The organism is Mesorhizobium sp. B2-3-5, assembly GCF_006442395.1.
Classification (GTDB): Bacteria; Pseudomonadota; Alphaproteobacteria; order Rhizobiales; family Rhizobiaceae; genus Mesorhizobium.
The window spans coordinates 1-13,632 of record NZ_VFVX01000016.1; the positions used below are offsets into that span (position 1 = coordinate 1).

10 protein-coding genes are annotated in these 13,632 nt (G+C 59.6%); 6 read left to right on the forward strand and 4 right to left on the reverse strand.

Translation table 11 applies throughout. The features are described 5' to 3' along the window. Window positions 1-577: 577 nt before the first annotated feature. Together FJ958_RS18605 and FJ958_RS18610 are read left to right on the forward strand one after the other, a co-directional pair. On the forward strand, window positions 578-2,179 hold the full coding sequence (locus tag FJ958_RS18605; RefSeq protein WP_246679634.1) for a sugar ABC transporter ATP-binding protein: 1,602 nt from the start codon (window positions 578-580) through the stop codon (window positions 2,177-2,179). Beyond that, window positions 2,176-4,239 carry an ABC transporter permease gene (locus tag FJ958_RS18610; RefSeq protein ID WP_246679637.1) on the forward strand — a complete coding sequence of 688 codons (2,064 nt, stop codon included), beginning with the start codon at window positions 2,176-2,178 and terminating at the stop codon, window positions 4,237-4,239. Before FJ958_RS18605 ends, FJ958_RS18610 begins: the two co-directional genes overlap by 4 nt. Window positions 4,240-4,258: 19 nt before the next feature. Here the strand turns inward: FJ958_RS18610 and FJ958_RS18615 are convergent, their stop codons facing one another. The 3 genes from FJ958_RS18615 to FJ958_RS18625 form a co-directional block, all read right to left on the reverse strand. Beyond that, window positions 4,259-5,362, reverse strand: coding sequence for an NAD(P)/FAD-dependent oxidoreductase (locus tag FJ958_RS18615; protein WP_140744657.1), 1,104 nt, complete (start codon window positions 5,360-5,362; stop codon window positions 4,259-4,261). Then, window positions 5,355-5,612 carry a DUF2798 domain-containing protein gene (locus FJ958_RS18620; RefSeq protein ID WP_140744658.1) on the reverse strand — a complete coding sequence of 86 codons (258 nt, stop codon included), beginning with the start codon at window positions 5,610-5,612 and terminating at the stop codon, window positions 5,355-5,357. Before FJ958_RS18620 ends, FJ958_RS18615 begins: the two co-directional genes overlap by 8 nt. 75 nt (window positions 5,613-5,687) lie before the next feature. Beyond that, window positions 5,688-6,794 (reverse strand): alkene reductase, encoded by a 1,107-nt coding sequence (locus tag FJ958_RS18625; RefSeq protein ID WP_246679638.1) that lies wholly within the window; start codon window positions 6,792-6,794, stop codon window positions 5,688-5,690. A 543-nt stretch (window positions 6,795-7,337) separates the two neighbouring features. On the opposite strand from FJ958_RS18625, the gene FJ958_RS18630 reads away from it, so the two are divergent. Next, entirely contained in the window at window positions 7,338-8,057 is a 720-nt protein-coding gene (locus tag FJ958_RS18630; RefSeq protein WP_140744659.1) for a glucose 1-dehydrogenase, read from the forward strand. Window positions 8,058-8,171: 114 nt separating this feature from the next. On the opposite strand, the gene FJ958_RS18635 is transcribed toward FJ958_RS18630, so the two are convergent. Then, window positions 8,172-8,969 (reverse strand): TetR/AcrR family transcriptional regulator, encoded by a 798-nt coding sequence (locus FJ958_RS18635; protein ID WP_140744660.1) that lies wholly within the window; start codon window positions 8,967-8,969, stop codon window positions 8,172-8,174. Window positions 8,970-9,614: 645 nt separating this feature from the next. Here FJ958_RS18635 and FJ958_RS18640 point away from each other — a divergent pair. The 3 genes from FJ958_RS18640 to FJ958_RS18650 are packed head-to-tail and all read left to right on the forward strand — an operon-like array spanning window position 9,615 to window position 13,575. Continuing rightward, on the forward strand, window positions 9,615-10,853 hold the full coding sequence (locus tag FJ958_RS18640) for an FAD-dependent oxidoreductase (RefSeq protein WP_181176426.1): 1,239 nt from the start codon (window positions 9,615-9,617) through the stop codon (window positions 10,851-10,853). A gap of 35 nt (window positions 10,854-10,888) precedes the next feature. Then, window positions 10,889-12,151: a hypothetical protein gene (locus FJ958_RS18645; protein WP_140744662.1), complete on the forward strand. Its 1,263-nt coding sequence runs from the start codon at window positions 10,889-10,891 to the stop codon at window positions 12,149-12,151. After that, the gene (locus FJ958_RS18650) at window positions 12,148-13,575 is read left to right on the forward strand and encodes an FAD-binding oxidoreductase (RefSeq protein ID WP_140744663.1); all 1,428 of its coding nucleotides are present in this window, start codon (window positions 12,148-12,150) and stop codon (window positions 13,573-13,575) included. The genes FJ958_RS18645 and FJ958_RS18650 overlap by 4 nt, the downstream gene beginning before the upstream one ends. Window positions 13,576-13,632 lie beyond the last annotated feature (57 nt).

Below are 13,632 nucleotides of genomic sequence, written 5' to 3' on the forward strand. Positions count from 1 at the left end.
AAGCCGTTTCACCGTATCGGGCGAGGCCGCGACACGCGGCTCGTTCGCATCGAGCTCACGAGGGATGAAAACCGTCTCGATCACGTTATCCCGTGGCTCCACTGATCAGATCATTTCCGGGTCATCAGGTTGACCGGGACGTCGCGCTATCTAGCCGAAAGAGGACCGCTCTTCAAGCAGTAAGTTATCGGTCGATAACTAAACTTTCGACCATCCTAGGGGCATGTCTGGACGGAGTCGGATCCGGTTCTCGGCGATTGACAAGCGGCACAATATAAGTTATCAATCGATAACTACGCTTTGATTGGCTGGGAGGAGCCATGTCTGGAGCGACCTGCCGCCACGATGACGTTGTACGTTGGCCATGAGCCTGCCAGCGAAATCTCAGCGACCAGGGGCCAATGACAGACACTCTCCAGGACGCGGTTCTACGCGACCCGGAAAGACTCTCTTCGGGGCCGCTTCGAACTTCCTCGCCGCCATCAGCGCAAAGAGGGCAGACCCCTCGAATGAGCGCGGGATTCAAAGAAAACCCCGATGGATGTTTCCGGTTGGGATTGGCAGGGACAGCGTAGCCATGAACTACATCAACCTCAGCGAGCATGTGATGAGCAAAGCCAGTCCCGGTTCCTTGGTTGAGATCGCGGGGATCCGCAAGGCCTTTGGTGCCACGGTCGCATTGGAGAATGCAAATGTCACCCTCGAGGCTGGCGAGGTCCATGCCCTGCTTGGTGAGAATGGCGCTGGCAAGTCAACCCTAGTTAAAATGCTGAGCGGTTTGGTGCGTCCAGACGCTGGGCAGATAACCATCGGGGGCACCCAGGTGCAGTTGCGGTCGCCCGTTGAAGCTCACCGTCACGGCATTCAGACGGCATTCCAGGAACTTACATTGGTGCCCGACCTGACTGTCGTGCAAAACATGTTGCTCCCTTATCAGCCAACTGGGCTGCTCGGTCAAATCCGCGAACGGCAAGGTTCTAAACTCGTTGCGGAACACATGAAGCGTGTGCTGCTCGATTCTATCGATATTCACCAAGAGGTTCGTGGGCTGCCCTTGGCGGTGCGTCAAAAGATCGAGATCGCCCGCGCAATCTTCCGCAAGCCACGCATTCTGCTTTTGGACGAACCGACGGCTTCGCTGTCCGGGCCAGACATTGATTGGCTTGGCGATCTGATCGAGAGCCTTCGCCGCGACGGCATCACCACGGTCCTGATCACCCATCGCCTGCCGGAGGTTAGACGCTTTTGCGACCGACTCACGGTCCTGCGCAACGGAAAGGATGTTGGCACTTTCACGCCGGCCGACGTTAGCGACGAACAAGTGATCGAAATGATCATTGGCCGTTCATTGTCGGCGACATTTCCAAAGAAACAGCCGGTCACACAACGTGGCACCCCAATGCTTTCAGCTCACGGTCTCGCCACAAGCAACGGCCTTACCGATGCATCGCTTAGACTGTACGAGGGCGAAATCATTGGCGTTGGTGGCCTGCAGGGTATGGGGCAGCAGGAGCTGTTTCGTGCCTTGTTCGGAGCATCGCCTCTAACCGCTGGTCGTATCGAGGTCAGCGGCAAACGAGTCACGTTGACGTCGCCTCGCGACGCCATCAATCCCAATGTCGGCATCAGCCTGGTGCCAGAGGAACGTAAGACGGAGGGCCTCTTCCTGCGCCTGGATGGCAAACGCAACGTGTCGGCCCCGGTCCTTGATCGGTTTGCCGGGCTCGGCCTCATTCAAGGTGGTGAAGAAGCCGCTGCCGTTAGTGAAATGCTGTCACGGGTCCAAGTGGCTCAACGCGCTCTTTATACGCCGCTAAGCGCATTTAGTGGGGGTAATCAGCAGAAAGTGGCGATCGCCAAGTGGCTTATGACATCTGGCAAAATCCTGCTGATGGTTGATCCCACGCGCGGCGTGGACGTCGGCACTAAGCACGAGATCTACCTGATCATGCAGGGTTTCGCTGCCGCAGGCGGGACAATCCTGTTCTTCTCAACGGAGATCGAAGAACTGGTGAACCTCAGCCACCGCGTTCTTGTGATGTATCGAGGTCGCATAGCCGCGCACCTTGAGGGAACCGATGTTTCCGAGAACTCCATCATGCGAGCCGCGCTCGGCGGCGAGGCCAAGGGCGGGCATGAGATGGGAGATGCCGAGAAAATCGAGGAGGAACGAGCGTGAGTGCTATTGCTGGACATGGGCGAGAGATTGCATACGGCAGCATGGGACGGTGGTTAAACCGTGCCAAGCCGACGCTGATTCCGATCGCTGTTTTTGCCTTCTTCTTTTCGGTGCAGTTGGCGATATCGCCTTACGCATTCGGCTACTTCGACTTCAACTACATGTCGAGCGGCGGCGCTACCCTTGCCCTGGCCGCGATGGGTGAGACGGTTATTGTTTTGGCTGGAGGCTTCGACCTCAGCGCCGGCGCGGTGATCTCTCTGGTCAATGTGATGATGGCAACGACGATGCAGGATTCCATTGCGTCGCAAGTCGGTTGGGGTTTGGCTGGTATCGCACTCGGCGGATTGGTCGGCGCCTTCAACGGCTTCTTCGTCGCCTTCTTCCGCTTGCAGTCGATCGTGGTGACATTGGCCAGCATGTTTATCGTCTCTGGCTGCGCCCTGCTGATCCGGGAAACCCCCGGCGGCCAGATAGCATCTGGGTTTTCCGCCATCATAGCAGGCGATGCCATACCCAATCTTTTGCCCTCCGCCGTTGTCGTTCTTCTGCTCGCCTTTCTGGTCTGGCACCTGATCAAGAAGTCGCGGCTTGGGGTGGCCATCTTCGCGGTCGGCAGCGACGAGGCCGCTGCCGGCTATTCAGGCATCGACGTACGTTGGACAAAGTTCCTCTCATTTGTGATCGGCGGCTCCTTCTACGGGGCCGCTGGTGCTTTCCTCAGTGCGCAGACCGGATCCTCCGATCCGCTGGTCGGACAACCCTTGCTGCTGCCGATCTTCGCAGCGGTTGTGGTCGGCGGAACGCTCTTGGGCGGTGGAAGGGGTGGCTGCTTTGGCTCCATTGTTGGCGCCTATGTGCTGATGATCATCGTCAACGTGCTTCTCGCTTTCAACGTACCATCTTATTACAGTCCGATGGCGCAGGGCATTATTCTGATTATTGCGGCACTGGCTCAGTCCCTCGGCCGGAAATCGCGGCTCAGCCTCTCAGTGGCGTTTCTGACGACCCGATTCCGCGCCTGGCGTGACGGCACGCTCCCAGCCCGGGCGCGTTCGGTACGAGTGCCCACGGCTTCCGTCTCCAGAAGAGACCCCCTCACGATCAAAAGGCCGTCCTGGTTTGCACGGCACAAGGATACGCTGCGCTTCGCGCTTCCCTCATATATCGCCTTCGTTGCTGTCGTTGCAGCAACGGCGATCTGGCTCGGTCCACACAGGCTCGACGCGCACTACTTCAACTCCCTGACGGTGCTGTGCGGCTTTCTGGCGATACTGGCGCTGGGCCAAGGCTCAGTCATCATCACCGGTGGCCTCGACCTGTCGGTGCCTTGGACGATCGGCCTTTGCGCCATCGTTCTGACGACGCTGGCACCCGGCGACAACATAGCCGCGATCTGGGCCATACCGCTGGTGCTCGTTCTTGGCGGCCTAATCGGATTGATCAACGGGCTCGGCGTTAGCTTCTTTGGACTGCCGCCGATCGTATGCACACTTGGCACCAGCGCGATCTTACAGAGTGCGGCCCTTGTCTATTCAAACGGCACCCCCTCCGGATTCTCACCGCCTGCCGTGCGCTGGTTCATGAACAGCAGCCTGCTCGGCGTAACCCCGGTGGTGTGGTTCCTGATCCTGTTCGTCATCGCCGGCACGCTCCTACTTGAGTACTCCACCGTCGGTCGGCGATTCTACGCCACCGGCAATTCCCCCGTCGCCGCCTACCTATCCGGTATCAACGTTCCAGCCGCAACGACCGTCGCCTATATCCTCAGCGGTGTTTGTTCCGCACTCACGGGCGTTCTCCTCACAGGCTTCAATGGCCAGGCAACGCTGGGGATGGGGGACGAATACCTCCTGCCTTCGATCGCTGTCGTGGTAGTGGGTGGAACGTTGATCACCGGCGGACGGGGTCACTATCTTGGCATGGTTGGCGGCGTGCTCGTCCTGGTTACCATGCAGACGCTCTTGGCGGGTACGAATTTGCCATTCGCCGTGCGGAGCATCTTGTTTGGGCTTGTGATCCTGGGTGCCGTTGTGTCGCTGCGTGAGCGTTCGGCCTGAGGCAGGGCAGGTGAGTGGGTTAGCCCGCTAACAGCTCGACTACATGCTCGGCGATAGCAAGGGATGAGGTCAGGCCGGGAGACTCGATGCCGAAGAGGTTGACCAAGCCTTCAACGCCGTGCGTCTCGGATCCCTCGATCCGAAAATCTTGGTTGCCGGCAGAGGCCGGAGCTATCTTAGGACGGATGCCGGCATATCCAGCGTGCAACCGCGCTGGGTCCACATTGGACCAGTAGCGTTGGATCGCCTGAACGAAGTTTGGCAACCGCGCCTCGTCGACAGTGTACTCGATATTCTTCACCCACTCGACATCTGGACCGAAACGGGCTTGGCCGCCCAGGTCGAGTGTCAGATGTGTTCCCAGGCCACCAGCAACCGGGACCGGATAAATCAACCTGCTGAACGGCGCGCGCCCGCTCAAGACGAAATAGATCCCCCGGGCAAAGTACGGCTGAGGAACGAAGGCCGGCGGCAGGCACTCGATCGTGCTGGCAACCGCGCATGCATAAAGCCCAGCGGCGTTGATCAGTACGGCAGCGCGGATCGAAACACTGTCAACCTGTCCAAAGGTCAGTTCGAAAGTACCGGGTCGGCCGCCAACGCGCATGAGGCGCGAGCCCAGCGCGATCATGGCGCCGGCGGCTTCCGCTTCGCCGCGGTAGGACAGCATGAGTGCGTGGCTGTCCACGATCCCCGTTGACGGCGACAAGAGTGCGGCAGCGCAGGTGAGATCTGGTTCGAGGCGTTTGGCCTCGGCGGCGTCAAGCATCCGCAGGTCGTCGACCCCATTGCTTTTTGCCCGAGCCGAGAGTTCCTCGAGTTTGGCAACCTCGTTGTCTTCAACGGCGACGATTAGTTTTCCGCAGCGACGGAACGGAACGTGCCGTGTTTCCGCATATGCATAGAGCTGATTGCGACCTGATAGGCAAACCCGGCTTTGAAGGCTATCGGGAGCATAGTAAATCCCGGCGTGGATGACCTCACTGTTCCGAGAGGACGAATGCGTGCCAATGGCAAGCTCCTGCTCAACGACCAGCACCTCGCGGCCGGCGAGCGCCAGGGCACGAGCGATGGCCAGCCCAATTACCCCGGCACCCACCACGACGCATTCAACTTCATCCATAGTCGTCGCCTGCGGGGCGCGTTAGTCGACCAACAATCCGACGCAACAGTGGCGAGACAAGGAGCACCACGGGCAGCATAGCAAGCCACGCCCACAGCCACGATACAGCCCATTTGACAATTGGAAGGCCTAAGCCATCCGAGACCGAAGAGACCGCCGTGGCGATAGCACAAGTCAACGCGGATTGCAAAACGCCGTAGGCAATATGGCCATATCGTTCGGGTACCAGGGCGAAGGATGTACCCCTCATGCGGCGCTGCGCATGGTGTGCCCGGCCCTGTTCAGGGCCGGGCGCGTGAACTCCGTCTGGGCGCACGTTGCGAGCTCAGGCCAGTTCGCTTTCCTTCTGGTGGAAAGTATAGTCCGTATAGCCACGCGCATCGCCGCCGTAGAACGTATTACGGTCATATTGATTCAATGGGGCGCCGGTCCTGAAACGCTCCGGCAGATCCGGGTTGGCGATGAACCAACGACCAAAGGCAACCAGATCGGCATCGCCCGACTGCACGATGGCCTCGGCGCTGTCGCGCTTGAAGCCGCCGGCGGCGATGAGGGTGCCCTTGAATTTGCGGCGGATGTGCTTCGAGGCGATGGGCTCGGCACCCTCGACAAGGTCGTCGTTGCCCTTGATGCGCGGTTCGACGATATGCAGATACCCGAGCCGGCGCTTCTCGGCCTGTTCCGCGAGATACCCGAACGTGGCCGACGGATTGCTGTCAGCCATGTCGCCGTAGCTGCCGCTCGGCGCGAGACGTAGGCCAACCCGGTCGTGGCCGAAAACAGAGGCGGCGGCATCGATAACCTCGAGCATGAAGCGTGCACGGTTTTCGATCGACCCGCCGTAGGCATCGGTACGACGGTTTGTGTTGTCCTGAAGAAACTGGTCGGGCAGATAGCCATTAGCGCCGTGAATCTCGACACCGTCGAAACCGGCTTCCAGCGCACGCGCCGCAGCCTTGCGCCAATCCTCGACGATGCCAGGGATCTCGTCGATTTCAAGCGCGCGAGGCATCGAGAACTCAACGTCGCCGTATTCCGAATGAGCCATCCCGCCTTCGCAACGGATCGCCGAAGGGGCGACCGGGGCAGCGCCACCAGGCTGCAGGTCGGTGTGTGACTGCCGGCCCACATGCCAGAGTTGGGCGAACATGCGCGCGCCCTTGCCGTGCACGGCATCCGTCACTTTCTTCCATCCCGGAATGTGGGCGTCAGAATAGATGCCGGCGGCGAGATGGTAGCCGTAACCTTGCCGCGACACGGGCGTCCCTTCGCTGATGATCAGGCCACCGTCGGAAGCGCGCTGCGAATAGTACTCAGCCATTAGATCGTTGGGGATATCGCCGGTGTCCGAGCGCATCCGGGTCAACGGTGCGAGGACCACCCGGTGCTTGAGGGTGTACGGGCCGAGTCTCGTGGAGGTAAAGAGCTTCACCGTTCGTTTCCTTTTCAGATTAGTTGGCGAGGACAGGGCCACCAGAGGGCTCTAACCCGACAGCCCGCGTGCGCCGGCCAATTCGTCCGCGATTCCGGCGGCGCCCGGCTCAAGTCGCTACGCGGTAGCCCGCATCAGACAACATGGCAGTACCGTGAACCTCGACGGACCCGAAGACCCCCTGGCGGAATTTCGCTTATTCCGTCGAGGAATGCGGCGGTCGGAGGCAATTCGCAAAAGGCTCTGGCTCGCCCCGCAGGGCGCTGGGGCGAGTCAATCTGCATGAATCCAGTTGACTTTCCTGTCCAAGTAAGTTATCGATCGATAACTAAAACGTACAGGGAGGTTTTAGCCCGATCTGGCTAAGGCGGGCTTCAAGCACAACAGCGCGGCGGGGCCGCCGCAAGCAGCAAGCCTTCGCGATTGCCGCGTTGGCAAATTCGAACACCAATCGAGTTGGGCGAGTTGTGACACTCTCGCCCGCGAGTTGACGAGGTCGAGATCTATGTCGCCTCGACCTCGATGTTTTCACAGGAGGAAACTATGAGACTGCAAGATAAAGTTGCCCTGGTCACCGGTGGTAATCAGGGTATTGGCCGCGCGGTGGTTGATCTGTTCGTCAAGGAAGGCGCGAAGGTTGTCGTCGGCGACATGGCGGACCCGAAAGAGAAATTCGGTCCGAATATCGAGGGTATGCGCCTCGACGTCACCAAGGAAGCTGACTGGCAAAAGCTCGTGGCGGACGTCGAAAAGAAGTACGGCCGCATCGACATCCTGGTCAACAACGCCGGCATTCTGACCTATGAGCCGATCACCGAATGCTCGGTCGAGTCGTGGAACCGCACCATCGCCGTCAACCAGACCGGCCCGTTCCTTGGGATGAAGCACGTCATCCCGGTCATGCAGAAGAATAAGAAAGGCGCGATCGTCAACATCTCGTCGATCTGGGGCACGATCGGCGCGCCGGGTGCGGCAGCCTACCACGCCTCGAAGGGCGCCGTCCGCACCATGACCAAGAACGCCGCGCTCACTTACGTCGATGACGGGATCCGGGTCAACTCGGTTCATCCCGGTATCACGCGCACCCCGATGGTTGACGCCCAGAGCGAGGAACTCAACAATCTGGTCGTTGCGGGAACGCCGATGAAGCGCATGGGCAAGCCGATCGAGCTGGCTTACGCTATCCTGTATCTCTCAAGCGATGAATCCAGCTACACCACAGGCGCCGAGCTCTACGTCGATGGTGGCTTCCTCGCTATCTGAGCGTCGCTTCCTCCCAAGGGTGACGACCGCAAGATGGCGCCCGAGAAATCGGGCGCCGTTTCTCTTTGGAGGCGTACCCGGCTTGTAGGGGCGATCTTCGGCGGCCGGGACCGTCTAGGCTCCTGCTTTCTTACGGAGCGCGCGTTTGGGTCCCACCTTGGGTGCGGTCGTCATGCTGCGGGTACCGTCGACCTGATGGATCTCGCTTTGGCGGTTCTTAACGCCCGCCTGATTTTCGAGAACCTTCCTCGCCACTGCGGGATATCCGGCGAGCAAGCCGTCTACCGCGAGTCTGATGAACTCATCTACATCCGTATGGACCTGAACCCCGTAAACCTCGCGTCGCACGCCATAGTAGAACACACCGCCGTGGAAAACCCAGAAGGCGGCGAGCTCCTGATTGGTGATTGGAACCTCTTCGATCGTCGGGAGGCCGTTGTCCTGCCTGATCTCCTCGCAAATGCGTTTAAGGACGTTTTCTTCCATGAAGGGGACGTATTGCTTATTGATGTCGACGCCCTTGAGGCCCGAGAACAGAAAGATTCGAATCCACTCCGGCTGGAACATGATCTCGGCATATTCTTCATAGAACTCGATCAAGCGCTCACGCAGCGGCAACGAGCGATCCGCGATCAATCTGCTCCAGTCATGACGCCAGCGGCCGATGTAAACTGCGTCATAGACATTCTTCACCAGATCTTCCTTGGAGGGGAAGAAGCGGTAGAGCAGGGGCTGCTTTACACCCATCCTCAAAGCCAAGTCGCGTGTGCCGCCGTCAAATCCGACTTCCGAAAAAAATTTAATCGCCTCCTGAAGGATCATGTTCTTCCGCGCTTCGTGCGTTAGACGCCGCCGTTTTGGTTGTTCGGCAGGCTTGGTCTTGCGAACACTGTTCGTCTTTGCACGTGGCATTGAAATTTTCCTGTATCGGTTAGCCGCTGAGTGACAGATAGATAGCTTGCAAGTGTCCCCGCCGATAGGACCTTTCCGAAATTCGTGTCAGGACAGCCCAAGTATGAGCCTGCATCGCGGCGAGGCTCAAGAGCACACTCTGCCGTTCCCGAAAAAAACAGACAATTGACTTGGAAAACTAAGTTATCGAGCGATAACTATCTTGACTCCGAGGCCTGGCTGCGCTCAAATGCATTCAGAAAGGTCGAGGGAAGGAAGCAGACGTGGGAGCGCCCTTAGAACCACCCAGCACGGTTTTGACGCTCGCCAGCATGAGCGGCAGCACGGACATCCCAGCCGCAATGATGGCTGCCCGTTCGGCTCGGTCACTTGCAGCTCCGTCGATGAGATTGCGTCACTTTCTTGGTGAGGGAGCTGGCATCCGATCGTTCTGGCAAGCCTTACCAATGGCTTTCCCGCGCAGGGCGGGTCCGCTCCTCGTCAGCGCGGGTGCCGGATAAGGCTGCGCCCCGCCAGCGAGCGAGTTTTCAGTATCCGCCGGTCGCCATGGCATGGGGTCAATGGCGGCCTGATGTTGCGGCCGATTCGACCCTTGGAAGCTTCCGGCCACTCTCTCCCAAAAGTGGCCGTTCGATGGAGATTCTTATGGCAGCCGTGAGGAAGAACGGAAAATCGCCGCGCGCCGTCATCATCGGCGGCTCAACTTCGGGTCTTATGACAGCAGCCTTGCTGCGACAGCAGGCCTGGGAGGTGAACATTTATGAGCGCTCGCCGATAGCGCTCGTCGGGCGCGGCGCGGGCATCGTTTGCCACGACGAATTGTTCCGCGCACTCGAACGCAGCAGCGCCGGCACAAAGGACCTCGGTGTCGAGGTCGAGGAACGCGTTGCCTTCGATGATGAAGGCCAAATAATCGGACGTAGGGAATTTCCGCAGACAGTCACGTCTTGGGACCGCCTTTTCCAGCTCGTTCGCAAGACGGTGCCGGACGATTGTTATCACCTCAATCATCACTTGGCGCGCGTCGAGCAAGATGGCGATGTGGTGCGCGCCATTTTTGAAAACGGCAATGTCGTCGAGGGTGACTTGTTGGTCGGCGCGGATGGCTTTCGGTCGGCCGTCCGGCAACATTTTCTGCCGGAAGTACAGCCTGAATACAGCGGCTATCTGATCTGGCGGGGCCTCGCGGACGAATCGGCGCTCGATCCGAAGATCCGGGACCTGGTGTTCGACAAATTCACCTTCCATTTCCCGCATGGCACTGAGATCCTCGGCTATCCGATTGCCGGGATTAATAACGACCTTCGTGCAGGAAAGCGGCGCTACAACTGGGTTTGGTATCGAAAGACGAGCGCCGCGGCGCTCGACGACATGCTGACCGACGGGGATGGTCGCTACAACGCGTTGGGTATCGCGCCGGCGGCGATCAGGCCACAGTTCGTCGCCCAGATGCGAGCGGACGCCGACATGATTGTCTCTCCCCCGCTTCGCCACGTCCTCGCCAAAATCGATAACCCGTTCTTCACACCGATCTTGGATCTGCTATCGCCGCGCTTCAACGAGGGCCGGATTGCGCTGGTTGGCGACGCTGCTGTGGTAGCCCGGCCGCATGTCGGCTACGGCACCACCAAGGCCGCGGCCGACGCGGTGGCCTTGGCCGATGCCATTGGCACTGGGGACGGCGACCTGCCAGCGAGGCTCCGGCACTACTCGGATGACCGGCACGGCGTCGGCGCCCTTTGTTTCCATCGCGGACGTCAGCTGGGCTCGTGGATCTCCGGCGACGAACCGAGGACGCAGAAGGAGAGGGACGAATACGCTGATTTGCACACCATTGAAGGCGTGCTGCGTCACGTCGCCAGCGGCGAATTCCTCCTCATCTAAGTCAGCTTGCGGCCAAGAGTTTGAAAGGACGTCCCATGAGCAGTCAGGATCTGCCAAAGCCGGATTTTGCGCGCAACATGCGACTGATCGGACATTCGGACCAGGGCGGCAGGCCCGATGGCGTCCAGCTGATGGTCGATAAGGGCTTTGCATATATCGGCCACATGTTCTCAAAGGGTTTTAGCGTGGTGGACGTACGCAACGCACGCGACCCCAAGCCGGTGTCCTATGTCGCCGCGCCGGAAAACACGTGGAACATCCATCTCCAGACGGCCGACAATTTGCTCCTCGTCATCAACGCCAAGGACATGTTCGCCGCGAGCGAGTTCCAGGACGAGAAGGAGTACTACAAGGGCGCCCTGGGCAAGAAGGTCGGTACGGCCGATGCGGTCAAGCCGAGGGTGCGCGACTGGACCGCGGGAATGGCAATCTACGACATTTCGCGCGCCGGTGACCCGCGACGGATCGGGTTCTTTTCTGTCGAGGGGGGAGGCGTTCACCGTATCTGGTACACAGGCGGGCGCTGGGCTTACGTCTCAGCATTGCTCGACGGCTTTTCCGACTACATTTTCATGGTCGTTGATATGGCCGACCCAAGCAGTCCGCGTGAAGCTGGGCGCTACTGGTTGCCTGGCATGAATCTGGCAGCCGGCGAAACGCCGAGTTGGGAACCGACCCGTCGCAACGGTCTACACCATGCTATTGTCCATGGCGACACGGCCTACGGGGCATGGCGCGACGCTGGCCTAGTCATCATGGATGTAACCGATCGCACGAAGCCTGGTCTTGTTGCACACAAGAACTGGTCGCCGCCCTTCGGCGGTGGCACGCATAACTGCCTGCCGCTGCCCGACCGTAATCTGCTGATCGTGCTCGATGAGGCGGTGATGGACAATCAGGAGGATGGCCTGAAGCTGATTTGGGTCATGGACATCCGCGATCCCTCTAATCCCGTGACCGTCTCGACATTCCCAACGCCCGACGAAGCCAACTACAAGTACAAAGGTGGCCATTTCGGACCGCATAACCTTTATGAAAACCGCCCCGGCAGCTTCGTCAGCTCTGACTTGATCTTCACGACCTACCAGAACGCCGGCATCCGGGTGTTCGACATTAAGAACCAATATCAGCCCGTCGAAGTCGCGGCGTTTGTGCCGCCGAAACCGAAGTCACTGGTGGACACGCGCCCTGGGCGGCCGCAGGTCATCCAATCGTGTGACATATTCGTTGACGCAAGTGGGCTGGTCTACGCCAACGACTACAATGGCGGGCTTTACATTCTGGAATATACGAAATGAAGGTAAGAATCGCCGAGGTCGCGCGCATCGTCTCGTTCGCCGAAGCTTGTCGCCGTGCGATTGGCGATCAATACGTCCTGGACCAGCCTGACGCAATTGCCCCGTACACCTCCGATTTCTGGCGGCATTACCACGGACGATCGTCATTTGTGGTCAGGCCGGGCTCGACGTCGGAGGTGGCCAAGGTTGTCACGCTCGCCAATAGGTTCAAAGTGCAACTCGTCGTCCAGGGGGGCAACACTGGCCTTGTCAACGGCGGTATTCCTGACGACTCCGGGCGGCAGGTGGTTTTGTCGCTAGGCCGCCTGAATGCGATCCGCGTCCTCGATGCACAAGGGGATTTTGTAATTGCCGAAGCGGGCTGCGTGCTCGCGGACATCCAGCGGGCGGCACTCGAGGCGGGCCGCATGTTCCCGCTGTCGCTAGGGGCCGAGGGCTCCTGCCAAATAGGTGGCAATCTTGCGACCAACGCGGGCGGCAACAATGTGTTGCGCTACGGTTCGACACGCGACTTGGTCCTGGGGCTGGAGGTGGTTCTGCCAGACGGCTCGATCCTAGAAGGTCTTCGAACCCTGAGGAAGGACAATACAGGCTACGACCTCAAGCAGCTGTTCATCGGATCTGAGGGAACGCTGGGCGTTATCACCGCCGCCGCGTTGAGACTTGTTACCGCTCCTAGAGAGCGAGTCACACTGTGGTTGACGGTAGCTTCGGCGAAGGCTGCCGTTGCACTGTTCGCGGATTTCCGCAGCCGCTTCGGAGATCTGATCTCCAGCTTCGAGATGATCCATGCCAAGGGGGTTGACTTGGCGACCACCCGCCTTTCTGGAGTTCGCCGGCCGGTTGAGGACACCGAGAGTCCTTGGCATATCCTGGTGGAGCTGGGCTGGACCTTCGACACTGGGCTGAAAGAACGCGCTGAGGAAGCGCTGGCCGGTCTGTTCGAGGACGGTCTATGCGTGGACGGAACGCTGGCCGAAAGTGAACAACAGCGGCTGAACCTGTGGCGCGTTCGCGAGGGCCAACCCGAGGCCGCCCGCGAGGTTGGCACTGTTGTGCGGACAGACGTCAGCGTTCCCATCTCTCTGATTCCGGAACTGCTCAACGAGGTCGAGCAATACGTCGCAAGCCTTGATGCGGGTGTGCTCTTCGTCCCATTCGGACATGTGGGCGACGGGAATCTGCACGTTAACTTCGTCGTGCCTCCAGCAAAGGCGGCGGAGCTGGGACCCCGGCTGCTCGACCATGTGTTCACCGAAGTCACCCACATGGGAGGCTCGATCAGCGCCGAACATGGAGTCGGCCGGAACAAACGGTTGCGGCTGATCAGGGCAAAGGCCGGCCCACCTCTTCAGGTCATGAAGCGCATCAAGCGGACGCTCGATCCGGCCCGCACGCTTAACGCCGGTATTGGTCTGGTTTAATCCAGCACGTTACCTGCTTTCGTGTAGTGGCGAGAACTCGGCATGTGGCCCTCTTCG

What these genes read in the sequence shown, in the direction of transcription:
- FJ958_RS18605 (WP_246679634.1), top strand. Translation starts at nt 578, where the DNA reads ATGAACTACATCAACCTCAGCGAGCATGTGATGAGCAAAGCCAGTCCC.
- FJ958_RS18615 (WP_140744657.1), bottom strand. Translation starts at nt 5,362, where the DNA reads ATGGATGAAGTTGAATGCGTCGTGGTGGGTGCCGGGGTAATTGGGCTG.
- FJ958_RS18620 (WP_140744658.1), bottom strand. Translation starts at nt 5,612, where the DNA reads ATGAGGGGTACATCCTTCGCCCTGGTACCCGAACGATATGGCCATATT.
- FJ958_RS18630 (WP_140744659.1), top strand. Translation starts at nt 7,338, where the DNA reads ATGAGACTGCAAGATAAAGTTGCCCTGGTCACCGGTGGTAATCAGGGT.
- FJ958_RS18635 (WP_140744660.1), bottom strand. Translation starts at nt 8,969, where the DNA reads ATGCCACGTGCAAAGACGAACAGTGTTCGCAAGACCAAGCCTGCCGAA.
- FJ958_RS18640 (WP_181176426.1), top strand. Translation starts at nt 9,615, where the DNA reads ATGGCAGCCGTGAGGAAGAACGGAAAATCGCCGCGCGCCGTCATCATC.
- FJ958_RS18645 (WP_140744662.1), top strand. Translation starts at nt 10,889, where the DNA reads ATGAGCAGTCAGGATCTGCCAAAGCCGGATTTTGCGCGCAACATGCGA.
- FJ958_RS18650 (WP_140744663.1), top strand. Translation starts at nt 12,148, where the DNA reads ATGAAGGTAAGAATCGCCGAGGTCGCGCGCATCGTCTCGTTCGCCGAA.